At 55.1% G+C, this 21,066-nt stretch carries 17 protein-coding genes; 7 read left to right on the top strand and 10 right to left on the bottom strand.

All coding sequences use genetic code 11. The features are described from left to right. Positions 1 to 29: 29 nt before the first annotated feature. Positions 30 to 1,871, bottom strand: coding sequence for an Ig-like domain-containing protein (locus K0H79_RS07230; protein ID WP_220077805.1), 1,842 nt, complete (start codon positions 1,869 to 1,871; stop codon positions 30 to 32). A gap of 641 nt (positions 1,872 to 2,512) precedes the next feature. Here K0H79_RS07230 and K0H79_RS07225 point away from each other — a divergent pair. The 4 genes from K0H79_RS07225 (at position 2,513) to K0H79_RS07210 (ending at position 4,842) form a co-directional block, all read left to right on the top strand. Beyond that, entirely contained in the window at positions 2,513 to 3,379 is an 867-nt protein-coding gene (locus tag K0H79_RS07225) for an MBL fold metallo-hydrolase (protein ID WP_220077804.1), read from the top strand. A 64-nt stretch (positions 3,380 to 3,443) separates the two neighbouring features. Further along, positions 3,444 to 3,857 (top strand): SRPBCC family protein, encoded by a 414-nt coding sequence (locus K0H79_RS07220; protein ID WP_220067411.1) that lies wholly within the window; start codon positions 3,444 to 3,446, stop codon positions 3,855 to 3,857. 47 nt (positions 3,858 to 3,904) lie between these two features. Continuing rightward, positions 3,905 to 4,444 (top strand): hypothetical protein, encoded by a 540-nt coding sequence (locus K0H79_RS07215; protein ID WP_220077803.1) that lies wholly within the window; start codon positions 3,905 to 3,907, stop codon positions 4,442 to 4,444. After that, positions 4,441 to 4,842 carry a GFA family protein gene (locus tag K0H79_RS07210; RefSeq protein ID WP_220077802.1) on the top strand — a complete coding sequence of 134 codons (402 nt, stop codon included), beginning with the start codon at positions 4,441 to 4,443 and terminating at the stop codon, positions 4,840 to 4,842. Before K0H79_RS07215 ends, K0H79_RS07210 begins: the two co-directional genes overlap by 4 nt. Before the next feature lie 106 nt (positions 4,843 to 4,948). Here the strand turns inward: K0H79_RS07210 and K0H79_RS07205 are convergent, their stop codons facing one another. From K0H79_RS07205 to K0H79_RS07185, 5 genes are all read right to left on the bottom strand, one after another. Further along, complete coding sequence (locus K0H79_RS07205; RefSeq protein WP_220077801.1) at positions 4,949 to 5,521, bottom strand: DUF502 domain-containing protein; 573 nt, start codon at positions 5,519 to 5,521, stop codon at positions 4,949 to 4,951. A gap of 245 nt (positions 5,522 to 5,766) precedes the next feature. Next, entirely contained in the window at positions 5,767 to 6,477 is a 711-nt protein-coding gene (phoU, locus tag K0H79_RS07200; RefSeq protein WP_011759526.1) for a phosphate signaling complex protein PhoU, read from the bottom strand. A 23-nt stretch (positions 6,478 to 6,500) separates the two neighbouring features. After that, positions 6,501 to 7,319: a phosphate ABC transporter ATP-binding protein PstB gene (pstB, locus tag K0H79_RS07195; protein WP_011759525.1), complete on the bottom strand. Its 819-nt coding sequence runs from the start codon at positions 7,317 to 7,319 to the stop codon at positions 6,501 to 6,503. A gap of 35 nt (positions 7,320 to 7,354) precedes the next feature. After that, complete coding sequence (pstA, locus tag K0H79_RS07190) at positions 7,355 to 9,007, bottom strand: phosphate ABC transporter permease PstA (RefSeq protein WP_220077800.1); 1,653 nt, start codon at positions 9,005 to 9,007, stop codon at positions 7,355 to 7,357. 63 nt (positions 9,008 to 9,070) lie between these two features. Beyond that, a complete protein-coding gene (locus K0H79_RS07185) occupies positions 9,071 to 11,326 on the bottom strand; it encodes an ABC transporter permease subunit (protein WP_220077799.1) in 2,256 nt (751 codons plus the stop codon). 212 nt (positions 11,327 to 11,538) lie between these two features. Here K0H79_RS07185 and K0H79_RS07180 point away from each other — a divergent pair, with 212 nt between their 5' ends. Continuing rightward, entirely contained in the window at positions 11,539 to 12,039 is a 501-nt protein-coding gene (locus K0H79_RS07180) for a glycine cleavage system protein R (RefSeq protein WP_220067405.1), read from the top strand. Positions 12,040 to 12,045: 6 nt separating this feature from the next. On the opposite strand, the gene K0H79_RS07175 is transcribed toward K0H79_RS07180, so the two are convergent. From K0H79_RS07175 to K0H79_RS07160, 4 genes are all read right to left on the bottom strand, one after another. Further along, positions 12,046 to 12,930, bottom strand: coding sequence for a DMT family transporter (locus tag K0H79_RS07175; protein ID WP_220078110.1), 885 nt, complete (start codon positions 12,928 to 12,930; stop codon positions 12,046 to 12,048). Positions 12,931 to 13,251: 321 nt separating this feature from the next. Beyond that, entirely contained in the window at positions 13,252 to 14,187 is a 936-nt protein-coding gene (gene mak / locus K0H79_RS07170; protein ID WP_220067845.1) for a fructokinase, read from the bottom strand. A 102-nt stretch (positions 14,188 to 14,289) separates the two neighbouring features. Beyond that, the gene (locus K0H79_RS07165; RefSeq protein ID WP_220077798.1) at positions 14,290 to 16,869 is read right to left on the bottom strand and encodes an exo 1,3/1,4-beta-D-glucan glucohydrolase; all 2,580 of its coding nucleotides are present in this window, start codon (positions 16,867 to 16,869) and stop codon (positions 14,290 to 14,292) included. After that, positions 16,866 to 18,113: a sugar MFS transporter gene (locus K0H79_RS07160; protein ID WP_220077797.1), complete on the bottom strand. Its 1,248-nt coding sequence runs from the start codon at positions 18,111 to 18,113 to the stop codon at positions 16,866 to 16,868. Before K0H79_RS07160 ends, K0H79_RS07165 begins: the two co-directional genes overlap by 4 nt. 227 nt (positions 18,114 to 18,340) lie before the next feature. Between K0H79_RS07160 and K0H79_RS07155 the strand changes: the two genes are divergently transcribed. Together K0H79_RS07155 and K0H79_RS07150 are read left to right on the top strand one after the other, a co-directional pair. Beyond that, the gene (locus K0H79_RS07155; protein WP_220067402.1) at positions 18,341 to 19,699 is read left to right on the top strand and encodes a GH1 family beta-glucosidase; all 1,359 of its coding nucleotides are present in this window, start codon (positions 18,341 to 18,343) and stop codon (positions 19,697 to 19,699) included. A 17-nt stretch (positions 19,700 to 19,716) separates the two neighbouring features. Continuing rightward, a complete protein-coding gene (locus tag K0H79_RS07150) occupies positions 19,717 to 21,051 on the top strand; it encodes a glycoside-pentoside-hexuronide (GPH):cation symporter (RefSeq protein ID WP_220077796.1) in 1,335 nt (444 codons plus the stop codon). Positions 21,052 to 21,066: the final 15 nt, after the last annotated feature.

Genomic DNA, 21,066 nt, shown 5'->3' with positions numbered 1-21,066 from the left:
AATACCGGGCTTTTTTTATCGGGTCACTGTTAACGGTTCTTACCTTTGCCGCCGGTGCTGCCACCAGTGCTGGTGTCACCTGTGTCTGTGGTTGATGAGCTCAGCGTCACAGTCACGGTAGCGCTGGAGCTGCTGATACCATCAAACAGGGTGTAGCTGAAGCTGTCACTGGTTTTGAACGCCTTGGCAGGAGTGTAACGTACGCTGCCATCACTCAGTACTTCCACGCTGCCTTTGGCGGCGGTAGAAACCTGCACAGTCACGTTGGCACCCTGGGCTATCACGTCATTGGCCTTCACTGCGATGGTAACCGCTTGCTTGCTGCTGATATTCACCAGGTCATTGTTGGCAACCAGCTCACTGGCAGCAGGGGCTGCGATTACCTGATAAGTCAGGTTGGTGCTGCCTTTCACGCTGGAGTCAGCCAGTGAAGTGGCAGTCACAGGCACGTTGTAGTTACCGTCAGCACTGTTGCCGGCAGAAGTAACGGCCAGAGTCACCTGCTGGCTGGCACCGGGAGCCAGAGTCACAGTGGCAGTGTTGGCCTGCCAACCACTCAACACGTTGGCTGCAACACGGTAATCGCTAGCTGCACAATCTGCAGAGTCACGGTTTTCAATTCTCACACTGTACTGCACAGTATCACCGGCATTCCCGGAGGCAACGCTTTGGACCGCTGAAACAGTTGGTGAGGCTTTCAGACACTGGCCAGCGGCGCTGCCCAGCTGGACACTGATGTCAGCAGTGTTGCCGTTGGCAGACAAGAGGCTGAACGTCACACCTGAATCCGGATCGGTAAAGCTGTCACCTATGGCCATGGCGGGATCTTTCCAGTCGTTCATGCCATATCTTTGCTTGAAGTAAGCATCAGGCTTCATGTGCAGTACGCGGCTGCGTGGCTCACCTTCGGTCACCATACGAACCAATACCCCTTCTGTGACATCGCCGCGGTACATGGTGTAAGAACGGGCTGCCAGGAAGCTGTCATGGGCCAGAGACTGGCGATATTCGATGTAAAACCAACGCTGTTTGCCTGTGACTGGATCGGCGCCGCGTGGGATTTTTACCGCGATGGGTTGACCATTGCTCTGCTCATAGGCGCCCAGGGTGTAAACACCATCCTCTGCAGCCACAGCTACCGCACCAGACGCTGCGCTAACCCAACCCAGTTGTTCTTTTTGCTCTGCACCGAAATAACCCATATCTGAGTTGCCCATGGTGCTGTAGCTGTCACCGTATTCAATTACGCGACAGTTACCCGCCAGAGTACCGGCATCACAATCCCAGGCACCGGCGTGTTCCAGACCCAGGTTGTGGCCAAATTCGTGTGCAACAACGCGGGCAGGCTGAGGACCATTAATTACGGCCCGTGATGGCAGACCGGTCAAGGTTGCAGAGCCTTCAGACTGACAGGCGTCCTTGGTGGTCAGATACACATAGCGGTCATACTGGTTCAGGGGCACACCGGCGGCAATCGCCTGCTCATTGATGGACTGCGCCAGGGTATTGGCGTTGTTGCAAACCTGATTGGACATGGGCGCAGTGAACACACCAGCCACAGTACCAGTCAACCACAGTTGGTTATCTGAGGCCGCACGGTAGAAATCATTGACAGTACCGAACACCATGGCATCGGCTTCGCTGACGCTCATGGGCAGATCGTTGGGGTTTTCCTGAAAGTTGACCAAAAACACCAGGGTTTTCTGCGCCCCGGTCACGGCGGCGTTTGCAGCCACAGGCACCATGGCGGCCAATCCCAGTGCGGACATCACCATCATTGACGCGGCTGTCTTGCCAAACCCCTTTGATGAAAGGCGCTGAGACTGACGGATGTGGGTGGTGCTTGCAGTAACTTGGGTCAACTTTGTCATTTTGCTACTCTTTTGGGCTATTCAAATTCGGAGTTTTTCAGGTCCAGATAACTGATAAAACTAGAATTTGTATGTGAATAACGATGGAAGCTTTTGCGTTTCAGGACATCCTTTTTACGATTTGAAACGCTTTCCTTCACTTTTTCACCCAAACCTCTGTGGATCTGTTCGGCGGGGTCATTCTATAGAGAAATTCGTCGGCTTGTATATAGGCTAAAACCCAGTAAATTAGCGGGTTTCAGCCATTTTCTTTTAAAAACAACACATAAGATTGATTAAATTTTAATCTGGTCATACCAGACGAATTTTTGACTAATTTCCATCAAGTTAGCAATCTTAAAAATTTGATAATTGCTTTTTTTACGAGAAACATGGCTTTAATTATCCAGTGTCAATAAAAAGTCAAATGTCTGAATTTTGACACCATAAAATGACGCTTTTCATTGCGCGCAATGAAAGCAACAATGCTCAGTTAATTCATCCGAAATTTCGGGTTCAGGCGGGATAAATCACCATTAATAGGCGCAGCGATTTTGACGCATCGATGGCGCGCCTAAGGACAAGGTTCGCGGGGATCTCTACTTGCGTTTAAGGTGAATTCTTGTAGCTTTAAACAGGTTTATAACAACAGGGATATACAGATGAACAAACTGCCACTGATTCTGCTGCTGTGCTGTAGCGCAGCCATGTCCGCCGACGATAAATTTGCTGCCGTGGAAATCAAAAGTACTCACCTCAATGGCAGTGCCTGGTTGTTTGAAGGCGCCGGTGGCAACATAGGCGTCAGTAGCGGCGAAGACGGCCTGCTGATCATTGATGACCAGTTCGCGCCCCTGGCAGACAAGATAACTGAGGCCCTCGCGCAAACTCCGGGTGCCAAAAAAGCCGCTATGCCCAGATACATCATCAACACCCATTATCATGGCGATCACACTGGAGGAAATGCACACTTCGCCGAACATGGCACTGTGATGGCCCATGATAATGTCCTGCAGAGACTGCAAAAGGACGACAAATTCCCCGGCACAGGTTTGCCGGTGATTACCTACGACAAGGGCATCAATATTCGATTCAACGGTGACAACCTGAAAGTCACCCATCTGGGCCCAGGCCACACAGACGGCGACAGTGTCGTGCTTTGGCAAGCTGCCAACGTGATTCACATGGGCGACCTCTTTTTTAAAGACAGATTTCCCTACATTGACCTTAAGGGTGGTGGCGACGTGATAGGCTATCGCGACAATGTAGCGGCAGTGCTGCAGATGATCGGAGACGACACCAAAGTCATCCCGGGGCACGGCGGGCTTGCCACCAAGGCCGATCTGTTAACGTTCAAACATATGCTCGATCACAGTATCAATTGGGCCAAGGAAGCCCACCGGGAGGGCAAGAGTCTCGAACAGATGACATCCGAAGGCCTGGGCGAAAAATATCAGAGCTGGAGTTGGTCGTTTATCAACGAAGAAAAATGGATTGCCACGCTTTATGAAGGGCTGAAGTCCTCTTAAGTTCATTGCGGCAGAGTCTTGATGTCCTGCTGCTAAATCCCCCGAGTACAAGGAACTGAGTACCATGAAAACCACTGTGCAAACCCTGATTGACGCCCCGATTGCCGTTGTGTGGCAAGCCTGGACAACGCCCAGCCATATTTGCCAATGGAATTTTGCTGACGACAGCTGGTGCTGCCCCGCCGCAGAAATCGATTTACGTGAAGGAGGCAGCTTCAGTTATCGGATGCAGGCGCGCGACGGCTCCATGGGCTTTGATTTTGGCGGCACCTTCACCCATCTTATTCCCGGCAGCGCTTTGGGTTATGTGATGGAGGATGGCCGCGAAGTCCAGGTGACCCTGCGCCAAACACCTGAAGGGGTGTTGCTGGAAGAAACCTTCGACAATGAAGATCAGCATACCGCTGAGCAGCAGCGTCAGGGCTGGCAGGCCATCCTCAACAACTTCAGGCATCATGTGGACTCCCTGGTAAGTTAATATGCATTACCGGCCTCAACCCACGCCCTTAAAACCGGCGGCGCGAAATGGATAACTGCCAAGAAGCGCAGCGACAGTTGCTGGCCGTGCTCGATTCACAGGAAGCCGCGAGTACACAGGCCTTGATGCATCTGACAACGGCCTTTTCTACCTGTGCCTGCTGGCCCACGCTATTGCTGAACAGTGCAAACGATTCAGCAAACCACACCTCAGTAACCTGGTTATTAAAGGTCTGGCTTGAACAGGGCAACCGACTCGATGACCAGCAATCGGCAACCTGGCTGGCACTAACCCCGGCGTTAACGCAATGGCAGGCAAGACTTCATATACTGCAATGTCTGCCGGGGTTTAGTATCCCCGAATCATTACGGTCGCTGACCGAACACATGGTTCGGGAGGCATTGGCTGACAGCAATAAATTTGTCCGGGCTTGGGCATACACGGGTTTGGATACTCTGGCTCGGCAATTTCCTCAGTACCGGGATGAGCGCAACACCTTGTTTCAGATGTCGCTGCAGGACGAAGCCCCTTCAGTAAAGGCGAGAATACGCCAGCTGATAAAGGCCCAGAAAGGAGAGCAAGTATGACAACCAAAGGTGGTTGCCACTGCGGCAACATTCGCTATCAACTCAGTGCTGACCCATTTGATGCGGACTATTGCCATTGTCTGGATTGCCAAAAGACCTCAGGCGCTCCGTTTGGCGCCTGGATGGACTTTAAAGCAGAGCAGGTCACCTGGCTTGCTGGTGAAGTAAAAGAATATGCGTCATCGGATAACATCCGTCGTGGCTTTTGCCCTGAGTGTGGCTGCACTCTGACTTACCGCAGCACCCAATACCCCGACTATCTGACCCTGAGCATCTGCTCACTGGACGATGCATCGCAGATTTCCCCCAAGTACCATATCCATACCCATAGCCGGCAGCCCTGGCTGACGATTCAGGACAGTCTGCCGCGCTTTCTCAGGTCGCGCCCACAAGGCTAGAGAATTAGTCGCGTATTCAGAATAGAAACTACCAGGACAGAGGAATGGCCCTGCGGACATCGCCGCAGGGCCGGCTTAGGGGTTAAATGACGTTGCGATTAGCCGCTCAGGACTTTGACAAACCGGCAGTCAGGTTAAAACGCATGGCTTCTTCAAAGCTCCAGTCGACCTTGATTAGGTCTTCACGCTTAACCAGGGTAGTGACACCGGCCATTTGATAGGAAAGCTGAAACAGCACCGGCACCCAGTCGCCCTCCCCCAGCGCCAGGGATACAGGCTCAGGCGCCTTATCCGTCATGATAAAACCCACCACATATCCGCCGTTGGCCTGCTTGACCAGTACCACCTGCTGATCCTTGGGCTTGCCATCGCGATTCATCAAAGAGGCTATGTCTCTGATACTGCCGTACACAGACTTAAACAACGGGAAGCGCATCAGCGCGCGCTCAATCTTACCCCATATCCATTGGATGGGGCTCACGGAAAACAGCAAGCCGGCAGAGAATACCAGGGCTATCACCAACAAGAAGCCCTCACCCACAAACAGCTTGGGTAAGCCCACCAGCTTCAGCAGCAAGACACCCAACTCGTCCAGCGACACGAACAGCGACCAAAAAAGCCACAGGCTCAGTGCCATGGGCAATACATTCATCAGTCCACGGGTCAGGGTGGTTTTCATTGATTCCTCGATTAACGCAGTGGCTTTAGAGGGGCAAGTTGCCCCGGAAATTGTCCGCTATGGTATCACAGCCGTTTACTCTGGCTATCTGCGCCTCAAGCCTTTTCATTGCCTGTGGTAATACCAGGGGTTTTGCGACGTTAAGGGGTATCCCCAATCGGCCGTCAGTCAGGGATGCGGATGCAAACCACAGGTACAAAAAAGCCGGGAGAACCCGGCTTTTAATGTTGGCTACAGCTGAGACATCAGAGGTTAATGTCTTTTTCCATGTCCTCATAGGAGGTATGGCGCACGTCTTTGCCCTTAACGTAGTAGATGATGTACTCGCAGATGTTCTTGCAGCGATCCCCTACTCTTTCCACCGCGCGGGCGGCCCAGAGCACGTCCAGTACACCCGGGATAGAACGGGGGTCTTCCATCATGTAGGTCATCAACTGACGAATGATACCCTCGTATTCCTTGTCCAGACGCGCATCCTCGCGGTGCAGCTCCAGGGCCGACTCCACATCCATCCGCGCCAGCGCATCCAGCGTGGAATGCAGCATGCGGGTGGCATGGCGCCCCATAGACTCGATGCTCACCAGCAGCGGTTGCTGGTTGTTGTTACGCTTCTCCAGTGCCGCCTTGGCAATGCGCACCGACGCATCGCCGATACGTTCAAGGTCGGCAATGGTCTTGGAGATGGCAATGATAAGGCGCAGGTCGCTTGCCGCCGGCTGACGCTTGGCGATGATGCGGGTGCACTCTTCGTCGATGGACACTTCCATGCCGTTGACCTTGTGGTCGCCATCAATCACGCGCTTGGCGAGCTCAGCGTCCAAACCGCCGAGGGCATCCAGGGCCTGCTCCAGTTGACGCTCCACCAGACCACCCATGGCCAGAACCCGGTTACGGATGTCGTCCAGCTCGGCATTGAACTGACCGGAAATGTGCTTATTGGTACTCAGTTTATCCATGTGAATTCAAACGCCTCTTGCTGTTAACCGTAACGGCCTGTGATGTAGTCTTCTGTTTTGCGCTGGGATGGCGTGGTGAAAATGGTGTTGGTATCCGCATATTCCACCAGCTCGCCCATGTACATAAAGGCCGTTTGATCAGATACCCGCGCCGCCTGCTGCATATTGTGGGTAACGATAACCACAGTGTACTTGGCCTTAAGCTCGGTGATGAGCTCTTCAATGGTCAGGGTCGAGATGGGGTCGAGGGCCGAGGTTGGCTCATCGAGCAGCAGCACTTCGGGCTCAATGGCAATGGCACGGGCAATCACCAGACGCTGCTGCTGACCACCTGAAAGACCAAAGGCATTGTCATGCAGACGGTCTTTCACTTCATCCCAAATAGCAGCGCCGCGCAGCGAGCGCTCACAGGCTTCATCCAGCTCACGACGGTTGTTGATACCCTGCAGGCGCAGGCCATACACCACGTTTTCGTAGATGGACTTGGGGAAGGGATTGGGGCGCTGGAACACCATGCCCACGTTACGGCGCAGCGCCGCCACATCCACCGCCTTGTCGTAGATATTCTGCTCATGCAGGCGAATTTCACCCGTGATATTGCAGTTATCCACCAGGTCATTCATACGGTTGATGCAGCGCAGCAGTGTCGATTTACCGCAGCCACTGGGGCCGATAAAGGCAGTAACGCGCTTTTTCGGGATCTTCATCGACACATCAAACAGTGCCTGCTTGGTGCCATAGTGCAAATTAAGGTTTTGGATCTCCAGAGCCGTCTCCGACGCGGGCAGATTGGCCAAATCCAGGGTTTCGGTCTTCATTACAGTGCTGTCTATCGAAATCATATTCTGTACCAATTCTCAGGATAATCGTCGGATTATCAATGCTCAAGGGAGCGATATTTTTCACGCAGGTGGTTACGTACACTGATGGCGGTCAAATTGAGCGCCACAATCACGGACACCAGCAGGAAGGAGGTGGCATATACCAGCGGGCGGGCCGCCTCCACGTTGGGGCTCTGGAAGCCCACGTCGTAAATATGGAACCCGAGGTGCATGAACTTACGGTCAAGGTGCACAAAGGGGAAGTTCATGTCGATGGGCAGAGTTGGCGCAAGCTTCACCACACCCACCAGCATCAGCGGCGCCACTTCACCGGCGGCGCGGGCTACCGCCAAAATCAGCCCCGTCATAATCGCCGGGCTCGCCATGGGGATAACAATCCGCCACAGGGTCTCGGCCTTGGTGGCGCCCAGAGCCAAACTGCCCTGACGCACAGCACTTGGTATACGAGACAAGCCTTCCTCGGTGGACACAATCACCACCGGCAGGGTCAGAATGGCGAGCGTCAGCGCCGACCAAATCACGCCGGGAGAGCCAAAGGTGGGCGATGGCAGTGCTTCGGGGTAAAACAGCTGGTCGATGGAACCACCCAGCATGTATACGAAGAAGCCCAGACCGAACACGCCATACACAATCGACGGCACACCGGCGAGGTTAATCACGGCGATGCGGATAATCTTGGTGAGCGGGCCCTTTTTGGCATACTCGTGCAGGTAAATGGCGGCAATCACCCCAAATGGCGTCACGATAACAGCCATCAAAAGCACCATAAACACGGTACCGAAAATGGCCGGGAATACGCCGCCCTCGGTGTTGGCTTCGCGGGGGTCGGCGCTGACAAAGTTCGCCACACCGGCAAACCAGTGGCCAATTTTACCCACAAAGCCCAGACGGTTTGCGTAGGCTACATCCAGCACGCTATCGAGCTTGAGCACCACTTCCTCACCACGCATATCGCGGACAATCACGCTGTCGCGGGCCGCTTCGTCACGCAGGGCAAAGAGCTCTTTTTCCAGTACCAGATAGTCAGCTTCCAGCTTTTGACGGGCCGCTTCAAACTCCTGCTTTTTGCTGTCGTTGAGCTCACCATCGAGTTCGGCGCGGCGCTCCTTCAGACGCAGACGTTCCAGCTCATAGTTGATGGCACCGATATCACGCTTTTGCAGTGTCATGGCCTTGTCGGCAATATCCACTGCCCGGGCAATGTGCTCTTCCAGAGAATGCTGCACATCGGTGAGGTCCAGGCGCTTGCCATCTTCAATCACCGCCAGCGGATAACCGTAGAAGTTACCATTTTTGGTGCGCTCGATTTTGGCAATCCCCTCGGGGGTGCTGCGCGAGACGATGTCGGTCTCCAAAATCCAGCGGAAATCCAGCCCCACAAATTCACGGTTACCGGTTTTCACCAGATAACGGGTCACGAACTCGCCGGGATGCTCGGCAAACTCCACACCGGCCGTGATAAGACGCTCGGTGGGCACGGCTTCGCTGTCGTAAATCTCACCAATCAGGGTGGACTCCACCCCTTTGGCATCACGCAGTTTCCACTCGTAGATATCGGCCGGCCAGAAGTACGACAGACCACGCCAGGCAATCAGGAGCAAGAGGCCCAGCACAGCAATAAGGCTGATGCTGACCGCGCCGCCGGTCATCCAAATCCAGGGGGAACCCGATTTAAACCACTTACCCATTGTGCTTTCCCCAATTCATTTCAATGCATTTCATCAGAACAATTCCTGCTTGCAACAGCGCCATTACAGCGAGCTGTAACGCTCGCGGAGGCGTTGACGAACAACCTCGGCAATCGTGTTGAAAATAAAGGTGAAGATAAAGAGCACAAAGGCCGCGAGGAACAGCACCCGATAGTGGCTGCTGCCAATGGCCGACTCCGGCATTTCCACGGCGATGTTGGCCGCGAGGGTTCGCATACCTTCAAATACACTCCACTCCATGATGGCGGTATTACCGGTTGCCATCAGCACAATCATGGTTTCACCCACGGCACGGCCAAGGCCCATCATGATGGCAGAGAAAATACCTGGGCTTGCGGTAAGCAAAACCACCCGGGTCAGGGTTTGCCAGGTAGTAGCCCCCAGCGCCAGACTGCCATTGGACAGATGACGGGGCACAGAGAAGATAGCGTCTTCCGCAATGGAGAAAATGGTTGGAATAACCGCAAAGCCCATGGCAATACCCACCACCAGAGCGTTGCGCTGGTCGAAGGTGATACCAAGCTCGTTGGTGATGAACTGACGGGTATCCCCGTGGAAGAACATCACTTCGATGCTGGGGCTGATGGCGAAGGACAGATAGCCCACGGCGCAGATAACGGGTACCAGCATCAGTTCCTGATAGGTTTCAGGCAGGCGCTGCTTCCAGCGGCCGGGCAACTTGCTCCAGCCATAGGCACTGGCCAGAATCGATACAGGTAACAGTATCAGCAGGGCCAGAATACCGGGCAAATGCTCTTCCACCAGGGGGGCCAGCCACAGACCAGCCAGGAAGCCCAGAATAACCGTAGGCAAAGCTTCCATGATTTCAATGGTGGGCTTGACGATACCGCGCACCTTGGGGGACATGAAATAGGCGGTGTAGATGGCACCGGCAATAGCAATGGGCACGGCAAACAGCATGGCGTAGAGTGCCGCCTTCATGGTGCCAAACGCCAGTGGCATCAGGCTCAGCTTGGCCTCAAAATCATCAGAACCCGAGGTAGACTGCCACACAAATTTGGGCTCTGGATAACCTTCGTACCACACCTTGTTCCACAGGGCACTCCAGCTCACCTCAGGATGCGAATTGCTCACATCAAACAGATGCAGCTTGTTGCCGGCATCCACCACCAAACCATTGGCACGGGGGCTGAAGCCCAGCGCCTGTGGCTTGGCGATATCAAAGGTTTCACTCAAAAGCTCGCGCTCACTGGTGGTATAAAGCAGTGCCAAACGGCCTTCGGCGGTGATGGTGGCAAAGCTCTTGCGGTAAAATTCACTTCCAATGGCCTGCACATTGCCAAGGCCCTTGAAGTCACGGATTTCACGGTAGAGGCGACCCTTGTCGCTGCTGACCTGGAAATACTGCACCACATCGCCACTGTCGTAGGACAGCAGCAGCGAGCTGGCACCGGCAAGTAAAGACACGCTGGTAAGCTGCTGTTTGGCACGGCCCGCATCTATCACCTGCAGCAGTGAAGGCGACTCCGCATCGCGGATGTCGTACACAAAAATTTTGTTGCCGCCGCGCAGCATCAACTGACGCTGATCCGGGGTCATCAACTGTTGCTCAACCTTGGAAGGGGCATCCTCGAGGGGCGCGCTCACGCGGCTCCACTCCACCTCTTCGGTCATCATGTTCACTTCGCCTTCGAGGCGAGTGAGCTGCCAGCGGCCCTGGGCATCCTTATACGCCACACTCACCTGCTCGCTGCTGCGGGCATAGGCAAACTGGGCAATGGCATCACCGGACTCACTCACCAGGATTTCACCATCCTGGCTTAACTGACGCAGTTTAGGCGTAATAAGGCGGCGATTGTCTGGATAGGTGACGCCAAACTCCACCCGGTAAAGGCGAAGCTCACCATTGGAGAGGCCAAGACCGAAGCTTTGTTCATAGGGCATGCCGGCATAAGCGCCGGTGACACTGAAACCTTCCGGGAGAGAAGGCGCAAAGGAATCGGCCAGCTCACCGCTTACACGATAAAAGGCGACACTGCCATCGGTTGCCACGCGGTAGAGAATTTCATTTTGCTCATCGCTGCCCACCATCAGGGCGGGAGCACTTTGCGCATCGTACGCAACAGAGACACGCTCAGTCACTTCGGCGCTGTCGAAAATGGGCTTCACCACATAAAGCAGATAAAAGAAGATCAGCAAAAGGGCGACAAACACCATCACGCCGCCTACGCTGACGCCGATGGCTGTCGCCTTGTCCTTGAGGGCGCGTCGCCCCGTGCCCCTGCCTGCCAGTATACTGCTGGCAGCCATTTCAGGCTTAGTGACCTGAATTTCCATTCATAACCTCTGATTGATTGGCCTGAGCTCTTTTCGCTGGGCAGCGCCGATTTGCTGTGCTAACAATTAATCATCGGAGCGACCCAACCTGGAATGGCCGCCATTATATGACGTCAATATGACAGTTGTGTTACGACCATAGACCCAAGCCGCCAAAAGATCATCTGCAACTCTGTCTTTATTTTGTAGCAAACACAAGGAGTAAGCGCGCAATGCTGAGATACCTCATCACACTGCAGGCCCCGGACAGAACCGGATTGGTTGAGCAGATTGCCCATGCCGTGAGCCGCCATGGCGGCAACTGGCTGGATTCAGAGCTGCGCCATATCGACGGTATTTTTGCCGCCATCATAATGTTGGAGATCCCGTCCGATAATTGGGACCCCCTGATAGAAAATCTCGAATGCATCGATGGCCTGACCCTGACCCACGCCAGTACCCGGGCGGGCAAACCACCAGCCTTTAAACGAAGCTACAGCCTGGTGGCCTACGACAGACCCGGACTAGTGCTGGATATTTCAAATAAAATCAATGCCCTTGGCATTAATATCGAGCAATTTTCCAGCCAATTTGAAAGTGCCAGCCACACGGGGGTCGCCCTGTTTCGCGCGACCTTTGTGCTGGGGATGGATGACATCGCCAAACAGGAGCTGCTGACCGAATCCCTCTACCGCATCGGCGATGATGTGGTGCTGGACCCAGTCAGCAACTGAGCAGGCCTAAGGCACCTTTTGGTGCCTTGATTTCACCAGATACCTTAAGGGTATCTGGCTGACCAGCATTCCAAAGAGCATCAAGCCGCAGCCAAACAGGGCTCGCGCTCCCAGGGTTTCATCGAGAAACAGCATCCCGCCGATGGCGGCAAACACGGTTTCGAGACTTAAAATAATTGCCGCGTGGGCAGGATGGGCGTGTTTCTGCGCCAGCACCTGCAGGGTGTACGCCACGCCTACCGAGATAAGGCCTGCGTATGCCAGAGAGCCCCAGGCCGCCTGCACACCTTCCAGCGTGGTGGTTTCCATCATTAAGGACACAACAAAGCTCGCCAGCGCACACACCAGGAATTGGCCACAGGCCAGCACCACAGGCGCTATGCGGGTGGCGTAGTGATCCACTGCCAATATATGCATGGCCCAAAAGAGTGCGCCAACAAGCTGCAGGGCATCACCAAAGGAGATACTGAAATCATCGCCCACGCTTAAAAAATACAGCCCCACCACAGCAATGGCGCAGCCAAGCCAGGTATTGAGTCCCGTGCTGTGCTTAAGCATGATCCCCAGCACAGGCACCAGCACTATATATAGGCCGGTGATAAATCCGGCGTTGGCTGCGGTGGTGTGCAGCAGCCCCACCTGCTGAAATGATGCCGCGATAAATAAAATGCCACCACAGCCAAGGGATCCCACCAGTGCCCGGCGCCAAAAACCAGCCTCCCCCGTGCCCTTTACCCGGCCTCGCGCCTTTAAAAACCAAATCAGCGGCAACAGACTCATCGCACCGATAATAAAACGCAACCCATTGAATGCAAAAGGCTCAAGGCTTTCCATCCCCAGTCGCTGCGCCACAAAGCCAAAGCCCCAAATGGCCGCCGCCAACAATAACATCAGATTGGCCAATTTTTCCCCCAAGGCACTCAATATCCAAAACCAACGAACAGATTCAGTAACATACAACCAATACTTAAGGCCAAATCGACTTGGCAGCAAGCGCGCTATTCTGACCGCATGCCAGCCGTTTTACAACGCCAACCAGGCATTTTCAAAAACACCCTGTGCAAAATAAAAAACGGCGCCCGTGTCGGTCATTACAACCGGGGCGCCCAACGGCATAAGCACATAAAAGCCCTCATCCATGAGGGATAAGCAACAAACCTCATTCATTTGGCAGCACGAACACTGTCCACTTGTTCGGCGTGACCAGCCCCCTTATTTGCGTTCCAGCAAGCCCGGCAAGGCCGCTTGTTCACCGGGCGCCCACAACCAGGCAGCACCGCGTACCCCTGAGGAGGCGCCATGATGATTTTTGACCACTTTGGTGGCACACTCGCCGCCCAGCACGTATTTTGGCAGCAGGGCTGGCAGATACTCGTAAATCTCATCGATATTGGACACGCCGCCACCAAGGACAATCACGTCCGGGTCAAGCAGGTTGATAACGTGGGCCAGCGCCCGTGCCAGACGGTCGATAAAGCGGCCGAACGCCGCTTCGGCTAGGGGATCGCCCTTGCCCATCAGCGCCACGATTTCAATGCCGCTTGCGGCCTCTCCCCCGTGGGCGCGAAAATCACGCACAAAGCCTGTGCCGGAAACAAAGGTCTCTATGCAATCGGCATTGCCACAGAAACAGCGGGTGGAGTTAAACTCATCTGCCGTCATCCACGGCAGCGGGTTGTGACCCCATTCACCGCCAATGCCGTTACCACCACCATGTACCTTGTGATTAATCGCAATACCTGCGCCGCAGCCGGTGCCAAGAATGGCACCAAATACCAACGTTTTACCGGCGCCGCCACCGTCCACTGACTCCGACACCGCAAAGCAATTGGCGTCGTTGGCAATACGCACTTCCCGGCCCAGCATGGCACCGAGGTCCTTATCCATCGGCTGTCCGTTCAGCCATACGGCATTGGAGTTCTTTACCCTGCCGGTAACTGCAGACACCACACCGGGAATGCCAATCCCCACACTGGAGACCTGTCCGGTTTCCATTTCAGAGTCATGCACCAGGCCAGCGACCGCTTCGAGGGTCGCTCGGTAGTCCTTGGGCGTAGGTACACGCTTGCGAAATACCTCCTCCCCCTTCCCATTCAAGGTCACCAATTCAATCTTGGTGCCGCCCAAATCAATCCCAGAGCGATACATCTCTTTCTCCATGTCGATGGTGTTTTTCATCTCAGCGCAGCTTGTCATGCCCCTGCCCCTGCCCCTGCCCCTGCCAATTCTCAGTGCTCATGCTCAGTGCTGTCATTTGTTGTTGACCGGCGGCAGTCCACATTTCAGCGCCTTGGCAGGCTCATCCTGTTGGACAATCCCTTCGAGGCGGATATTCGCCAGCGTCAGGGTACCGCCCTGGGGAAGCGACAGGGTCATGGGGCTGAAAGTGCGCGCCAGCTCGTCGGCCGTTACCCCGAAACATGACAGAGGTACTTCCACTCGCTGCCACTGGCCATCGGTTTTTAACTGCCCGGACAAGTCCACAGCCTGACGACAGCCGCCTTCACAAACCATCGACAGCTGCAATTTGCCGGGCAAGGCAGCCAGAGCAATATCGAAGGAAAGCATTGATGAGTCGGGCGCAAAGCGGCGCAAATCCAGGGTGAAATCATCACGGAAGCTGAGGGTACCGGCGGCGCCGAACTCAAACCGGCGGGCATCTTCCTGCACGATGCGATTCACACTGCGCACGGCCCAGGGACCCTGCTGCCAAAGACCGGGGCCGACGCGATGTAGCCCCTTATCGTCCCCCACGGCCAAATGCCAGGGCGCCTTAATGGCTTTATCGAAAATCGCCAGTCGGTTATCCGCCTCAGAGCTGCCGTTGTCCTCGCTGAGTTTGGCAAGTGCCCCATCCGTCTGATAATCAAAGCCCTGCCAGAGGCTGAACAGGGGCTTGGGCTGAGTTTGCCCTGCACTGTCGGCAACAGAGACAAAGCCATCGGCTGCCGGGGTGGCGGGCCATGGGAAGGGCATGCGCCCCTTGAAGTCGGTTCGCGGCTTTGCGTTTTTATCGCCAATCAGCACATCTGCGATACCCGCACCTTCGCTGCCAGGCAGCCAGGCGGCCACAAAGGCATCGGATACGTTGATTTCAGGGTTCATCCACAGCGGTCTGCCGGACAAGACCACGGACACCAGAGGTAATCCTGTTTCCTTCAGAGCATTAAGCATGGCCAGTGAACGCTTGTCAGCGCGCTGATACTCGAGGTTATCCAAATCGCCGTTGCCTTCGGCGTAGGGTTGCTCACCATAAACGGCGATGACCACATCGGGCTTAAATCCCACGGGGATACTGCCATCTGAACTCAGCAGGGCATCACCGCCAGCGGCGTTCAGCGCCGCCTTGATACCGGCAAAAATGCTGGTGGCGCCGGGGAAATCGGCGTTGGTCACTTCAGTTCCCTGCCAGGTCATGCTCCAGCCACCTGACTGCTGGGGAATACTGTCAGCGCCCTCGCCCACCACCAACACCCTGGCATTGGCAGCAATGGGCAGCACAGGGCGCTCGCCATTGGCTGGGCGATTGTTTTTCAGCAGCACCAAGGACTCGGAAACGGCCTGACGGGCAATGGCACGGTGCTCTGGATGCCCTATCCATTCCTGTTTACCGGCATAGGGGTTAGCTGACGGCGCTTTATTGTCAAACAGACCAGCGCGCAGTTTTACCCGCAACACGCGCTTCACCGCATCATCAAGACGGGAAAGCGGCAAGACCCCGGATTTCACATCCTCGATGGTATTGGCATAGAGCGCTTTCCAGCTGTCCCCCGGCGCCATCAGTATGTCCACACCGGCATTCACGGCTTCAGCACAGTGCTCGTAACTGCAGCCCGGCACAAAGCCATGGCCCAGCCAATCGCCAACCACTACCCCATCAAATCCCATGCGCTCTTTAAGCACATCGGTAAGCAGGTATTTACTGCCGTGGAGCTTTTCGCCGTTCCAGCTGTTAAAGGAGGCCATCACGGTTTGCACCCCATGACCCAGCGCACCCACGTAGCCCTGACCATGACGGGCAAGCAGGGTGCTTTCATCTACCCTGGTATCACCGCGATCGTCACCATTCTCAGTGCCGCCATCGCCGATAAAGTGTTTGGCGGTGGCCAGGGTGTAATCTTCGCCAAGCCAGCTTTTACCCTCGCCCTGCATGCCATCCACAAAGGCTTCGGCGTAGCGTTCAATCAGCTCTGGATCCCGGGCGTAACCTTCATAAGTGCGACCCCAACGCAGGTTGTCCACCAGGGCCACGGTAGGCGCAAACACCCAATCAATACCGGTTGCGCGCACTTCTTTGGCGGTGGCCGCGGCGATGGCCTTAATCAGCTGGGGGTTTTGCGTTGCACCCAGGCCAATGTTGTGGGGGAATAAGGTGGCGCCAAACACATTGCCATGACCGTGAACAGCATCTGTGCCCCACATGGGCGGGATGGCGATGCCATCGATACTGTCATCCATGGCAGCATGGTACATCTGGTCGGCCAGCGCCACCCAGTCGGCTGCCTTTGCCCTGTTGTTATTACCGGGGAATGAGCCGCCACCATTGAGAAAGGAGCCAAATCCATAGCGGCGCATGTCCTCGACACCAAAGTCGCGAATTTCCGGCTGGATAATTTGCGCCACTTTCTGTTCCAGTGTCATTGCGGCCAGCAACTTATTGACCTTTGCCTCTACATCCGCCTGTTTTGGGGCCTGATACACGGCCTTTGGCCAGCGATTAACGTCCCGCTCGGTCAGTGACGTCGGCTCTGCTGCGCTCACCTTGCCTGACATGACGCCGCCAAGGACACAGGCAAGGGCTACCGTGGTTTTGGATAATGCAAACTTCATTGACCCGCCTCCCTGGGTACAGAGCCCTTCAGGCCATAGAAAAGGATATAGCCGTAGCACAGTACCGGCAGGATAAAGGAGGCTGACAGGCCAACAGAATCCGCCAGAAGCCCCTGCAGCAAAGGCACCAAAGCGCCACCTACAATCGCCAGACACAGAATACCTGAGCCCTGAGCTGTCGCCGGACCCAGGTTTTTCAGTGCCAGACTGAAGATGGTCGGGAACATGATGGAGTTAAACAGCCCCACTGCCAGAATCGCCCACATAGCCAGGGCGCCGCTGCTGTTCATGGCAACCAGCACCAGCAGGGCCGCCATGGTGGCATTGAAGCCCAGCACCTTGCCGGCATCCACTTTTTGCATCACGGCCGCACCGATAAAGCGGCCCACCATGGCGCCGCCCCAGTAAAAGGCGATGTAATGGGCCGCATCGGCTTCGGCCATGCCCGCCACATGGGATTCACCCAAAAAGTTCACCAAAAAGCTGCCAATGGCCACTTCACCGCCCACGTAAACGAATATCCCGATGGCGCCGAGCACCAGATGGCGATGGCTCAGGGCACTGTGACCGCTGCTTGTGACGTCATCTTCCTGGTCATGGATGTGGGGCAGCTTCAGCAGCGCAAACACCACTGCCAGCACTATCAGCATGCCGCACAGCAAAAGATAAGGCAGCTTGACCGCATCGGCTTCTGCCTCGGCAGAGGCGCCCACGGCCACCGACAGGATAAGCACAGAGCCAAAGGCCGGGGCTATGGTGGTGCCAAGGGAGTTAAATGCCTGGGTCAGGGTCAAACGACTCGAAGCGGTTTGCACCGGTCCCAGCGCCGTGACATAGGGGTTGGCCGCCACCTGCAGCACGGTAATGCCGCTGGCAAGCACAAACAGCGCCCCCAGGAATACGCCGTAAGTAGCCGATACCGCCGCCGGATAAAACAAGCCGCAGCCCAGCGCCGCGGTTAACAAGCCAACCACAATGCCCTTTTGGTAGCCGAGGCGTTTTACCAGCACCCCGGCCGGTACCGACACCAGAAAATAGGCACCAAAGAAGCAAAACTGGATCAACATCGCCTGGGCATAGTTCAGGCTGAATACCGCTTTCAAATGCGGAATAAGGATGTCGTTAAGACAGGTGATAAGGCCCCACATAAAAAACAATGTGGTGAGTGAGCCGAGCGCAAAACGATAGTTCTCTGCGCCGGCCGCGCTTGCCTGATTGGTGTTGGCAATAGGTACAGTTGCCATGAGTTCTCCCCTTGTATTTTCGGGTTTGCTTCGTTCGGATTTTCAGTGTCCACCGCTTTGGCGATTGACCTTTGGCTATTCTGCCACTAGATTAATGTAAGCGCTTTCATTTTTAACATTGCGGTAACCCTTGTCAACTTGTTTTACCGGTAAAACCCTGCGCTGAAACGCTGTCACAGGGAGCCAGGGTAAAGGGCGCAAGGCTGAGATCTGGAAAAAGGATAACGATGACAACACTCTCGCATTTCACCCTGCCGGGTGATTCAGCAATGATGCAAAAAGATTTTTTATTTGGCGTTGCCACCGCCTCGTTTCAAATTGAAGGCGACGCTGAACATCGTCAGCGCTGTATCTGGGACACCTTTTGCGACACCCCGGGCAAAATCGCCGATGGCTCAGATGGTCAGGTTGCCTGCGATCATGTCAAGCTCTGGCGTGATGATGTGAACCTGATTGCCTCCCTTGGGGTGGATGCCTACCGCCTGTCCATCAGTTGGGGACGGGTGTTACATCCGGATGGCAGTGTGAACCAGCACGGCATGGACTTTTACATTAATCTCCTCGATGAGCTCGGCCGTCTGGGCATTAAAGTGTTCGTCACCCTCTATCACTGGGACTTACCTCAGCATCTTGAGGATAAAGGTGGCTGGCTGAATCGGGACACCGCCGTGGCCTTTGCCAAGTATGCTGCCATTGTGGCCAAAGCCCTGGGCAATAGAGTGTATGCCTATTCAACCCTGAATGAGCCATTTTGCAGCGCTTTTCTGGGCTATGAGGCAGGTATTCACGCCCCCGGCCACAAGAGCCGTCAGCAGGGCCGCACTGCCGCCCACAATCTGCTGCTGGCCCACGGTATGGCAATGGCTGAGCTTCGCCGGGAAGCACCACAGGCCAAAGCGGGCATAGTGCTTAATTTCAGCCCAGCCTACCCATATACCTCCAGTACCGAAGATGCCAACGCCGCCAGGCTGGCCCATGAATATCACAACACCTGGTATTTGATGCCACTGATTCAGGGCCGCTATCCGGACATCATCAACCAGCTGGAGCCCCATGAGCGCCCGGTTGTGGCGCCCGGTGACATGGATATCATCAGTACACCAATCGACTATCTGGGTATCAACTACTATACCCGTAACGTCTACCGCGCAGGCGGCCCGCTCGGCTTTGAAGAAGTGCGCCTCGATAATGTGCCCCGTACTGCCATGGATTGGGAGATTTGTCCCCAGGCCTTTACCGACTTGCTGACAGGTCTGGCGCAGGAATTTAACCTGCCGCCCATTTACATCACCGAAAATGGCGCCGCCGAAGACGATGCGCCCCTTAACGGCACAGTGCACGACCCCATGCGACTGGACTATTTGCAGTCTCATCTGCTTGCCGTTCATCAGGCTATCGAACGGGGGGTGGATATCAAAGGCTACTTCGCCTGGAGCCTGATGGATAACTTTGAGTGGGCGGAAGGCTACCGCAAGCGCTTTGGCCTGGTTTATGTAGACTATGGGACCCAGCAGCGCATACTCAAATCCAGCGCCAAAGCCTATCAGGGAATGCTTGCCATACGCCAAGAGGCCAGCCAACAATAATAATAACGGAGGTCGCCATGCTGAGCGTCAGAGAAAAAATTGCTTATGGGCTGGGAGATACTGCCAGCAACATCGTTTTTCAAACCGTCATGCTGTTCCTGACGTTCTTCTATACCGATATCTTTGGTATATCGGCGGCCTATGTGGGCACCATGTTTTTGGCCGTACGCATCATGGATGCGGTCACGGATCCCCTGATGGGCTATCTGGCTGACCGCACCAACACCCGCTGGGGCCGCTACCGCCCGTACTTGCTGTGGTTTGCCTTTCCTTTTGCCGCCATCAGTGTGCTCGCGTTTACCACCCCGGATTTGAGTGAAAGTGGCAAGGAGTGGTATGCCTTTGCGACTTATGCACTCTTGATGCTGGCCTACACGGCTATCAATATTCCTTACTGTGCCCTTGGCGCCGCCTTGACCACCAACCCAGCCGAGAGGGTGTCGGTTCAATCTTATCGCTTCGTGTTTGCCATGCTCGGCGGCGTGATGGTCAGTGCCCTTACCCTGCCCCTGGTGGATTTTTTTGGACAGGGCGATAAAGCCAAAGGCTATCAGCTCACCATACTGGCGATGAGCATTGTCGGCGCAGTGATGTTTTTACTGTGCTTTATCGGTACCAAAGAGCGCGATTTCAGCACAGATGACAGCAGCGGCAACTTCAAGGCGGCCGCTGCCGCCCTGTGGGCCAATGACCAATGGCGGGTATTGTCGACGGCAGCCATCTTTTTGCTGACCGGATTGGTGCTTAAATCCACCCTTGCCATCTACTACGTCAAATACTTCCTCGGGCGTGAAGACATGATAAGCGTGTTTGTCACCAGCGGTGTGGTTGGCAATATCTTTGGGGTCGCCCTCGCCAAAAAACTCGCCGATAACATGTGCAAGGTGAAAGCCTATATCCGGCTGCAACTGATTGCCGCCGCGCTCTGTATGGCTGCCTGGTTTGTACCGGCCGACCAGTACGTGCTGGCGCTGGTGTTTTACATCGCCTGGAACTTTACCATTAACATGGGCACCCCACTCCTGTGGGCGAAAATGGCCGATACCGTGGACTACGGCCAGTTTAAAACCGGCGTTCGCACCACAGGATTGGTCTACTCGTCGGTGATTTTCTTTATCAAGCTTGGGCTTGCCATTGGTGGCGCCCTGGGCGGCTGGTTGCTTGCCGCTTACGGCTATCGCCCCGATGTCGTACAAACCGAAGAAACCCGGGCGGGCATTTTATTGTGCTTTACCCTCTACCCTGCTCTGGCATCAATCGCAGTTGCCTTTGTGATGCGACACTATAAACTGAACAGCCAACGCGTTGCCGAGATCAGTGTATCTTTGCAACAAAAGCATTCAGGCACATAGATGTAGTACAAGGAA

The sequence above is a fragment of the Shewanella sp. FJAT-52076 genome (assembly GCF_019457455.1).
Classification (GTDB): Bacteria; Pseudomonadota; Gammaproteobacteria; order Enterobacterales; family Shewanellaceae; genus Shewanella; species Shewanella zhangzhouensis.
Note: the sequence above shows the minus strand (reverse complement) of the source record. Positions and strands in the feature narration are given on the sequence as shown.

What these genes read in the sequence shown, in the direction of transcription:
- K0H79_RS07230 (WP_220077805.1), bottom strand. Translation starts at nt 1,871, where the DNA reads ATGACAAAGTTGACCCAAGTTACTGCAAGCACCACCCACATCCGTCAG.
- K0H79_RS07225 (WP_220077804.1), top strand. Translation starts at nt 2,513, where the DNA reads ATGAACAAACTGCCACTGATTCTGCTGCTGTGCTGTAGCGCAGCCATG.
- K0H79_RS07220 (WP_220067411.1), top strand. Translation starts at nt 3,444, where the DNA reads ATGAAAACCACTGTGCAAACCCTGATTGACGCCCCGATTGCCGTTGTG.
- K0H79_RS07215 (WP_220077803.1), top strand. Translation starts at nt 3,905, where the DNA reads ATGGATAACTGCCAAGAAGCGCAGCGACAGTTGCTGGCCGTGCTCGAT.
- K0H79_RS07210 (WP_220077802.1), top strand. Translation starts at nt 4,441, where the DNA reads ATGACAACCAAAGGTGGTTGCCACTGCGGCAACATTCGCTATCAACTC.
- K0H79_RS07205 (WP_220077801.1), bottom strand. Translation starts at nt 5,521, where the DNA reads ATGAAAACCACCCTGACCCGTGGACTGATGAATGTATTGCCCATGGCA.
- phoU (WP_011759526.1), bottom strand. Translation starts at nt 6,477, where the DNA reads ATGGATAAACTGAGTACCAATAAGCACATTTCCGGTCAGTTCAATGCC.
- pstB (WP_011759525.1), bottom strand. Translation starts at nt 7,319, where the DNA reads ATGATTTCGATAGACAGCACTGTAATGAAGACCGAAACCCTGGATTTG.
- pstA (WP_220077800.1), bottom strand. Translation starts at nt 9,007, where the DNA reads ATGGGTAAGTGGTTTAAATCGGGTTCCCCCTGGATTTGGATGACCGGC.
- K0H79_RS07185 (WP_220077799.1), bottom strand. Translation starts at nt 11,326, where the DNA reads ATGGAAATTCAGGTCACTAAGCCTGAAATGGCTGCCAGCAGTATACTG.
- K0H79_RS07180 (WP_220067405.1), top strand. Translation starts at nt 11,539, where the DNA reads ATGCTGAGATACCTCATCACACTGCAGGCCCCGGACAGAACCGGATTG.
- K0H79_RS07175 (WP_220078110.1), bottom strand. Translation starts at nt 12,930, where the DNA reads ATGTTATTGTTGGCGGCGGCCATTTGGGGCTTTGGCTTTGTGGCGCAG.
- mak (WP_220067845.1), bottom strand. Translation starts at nt 14,187, where the DNA reads ATGTATCGCTCTGGGATTGATTTGGGCGGCACCAAGATTGAATTGGTG.
- K0H79_RS07165 (WP_220077798.1), bottom strand. Translation starts at nt 16,869, where the DNA reads ATGAAGTTTGCATTATCCAAAACCACGGTAGCCCTTGCCTGTGTCCTT.
- K0H79_RS07160 (WP_220077797.1), bottom strand. Translation starts at nt 18,113, where the DNA reads ATGGCAACTGTACCTATTGCCAACACCAATCAGGCAAGCGCGGCCGGC.
- K0H79_RS07155 (WP_220067402.1), top strand. Translation starts at nt 18,341, where the DNA reads ATGACAACACTCTCGCATTTCACCCTGCCGGGTGATTCAGCAATGATG.
- K0H79_RS07150 (WP_220077796.1), top strand. Translation starts at nt 19,717, where the DNA reads ATGCTGAGCGTCAGAGAAAAAATTGCTTATGGGCTGGGAGATACTGCC.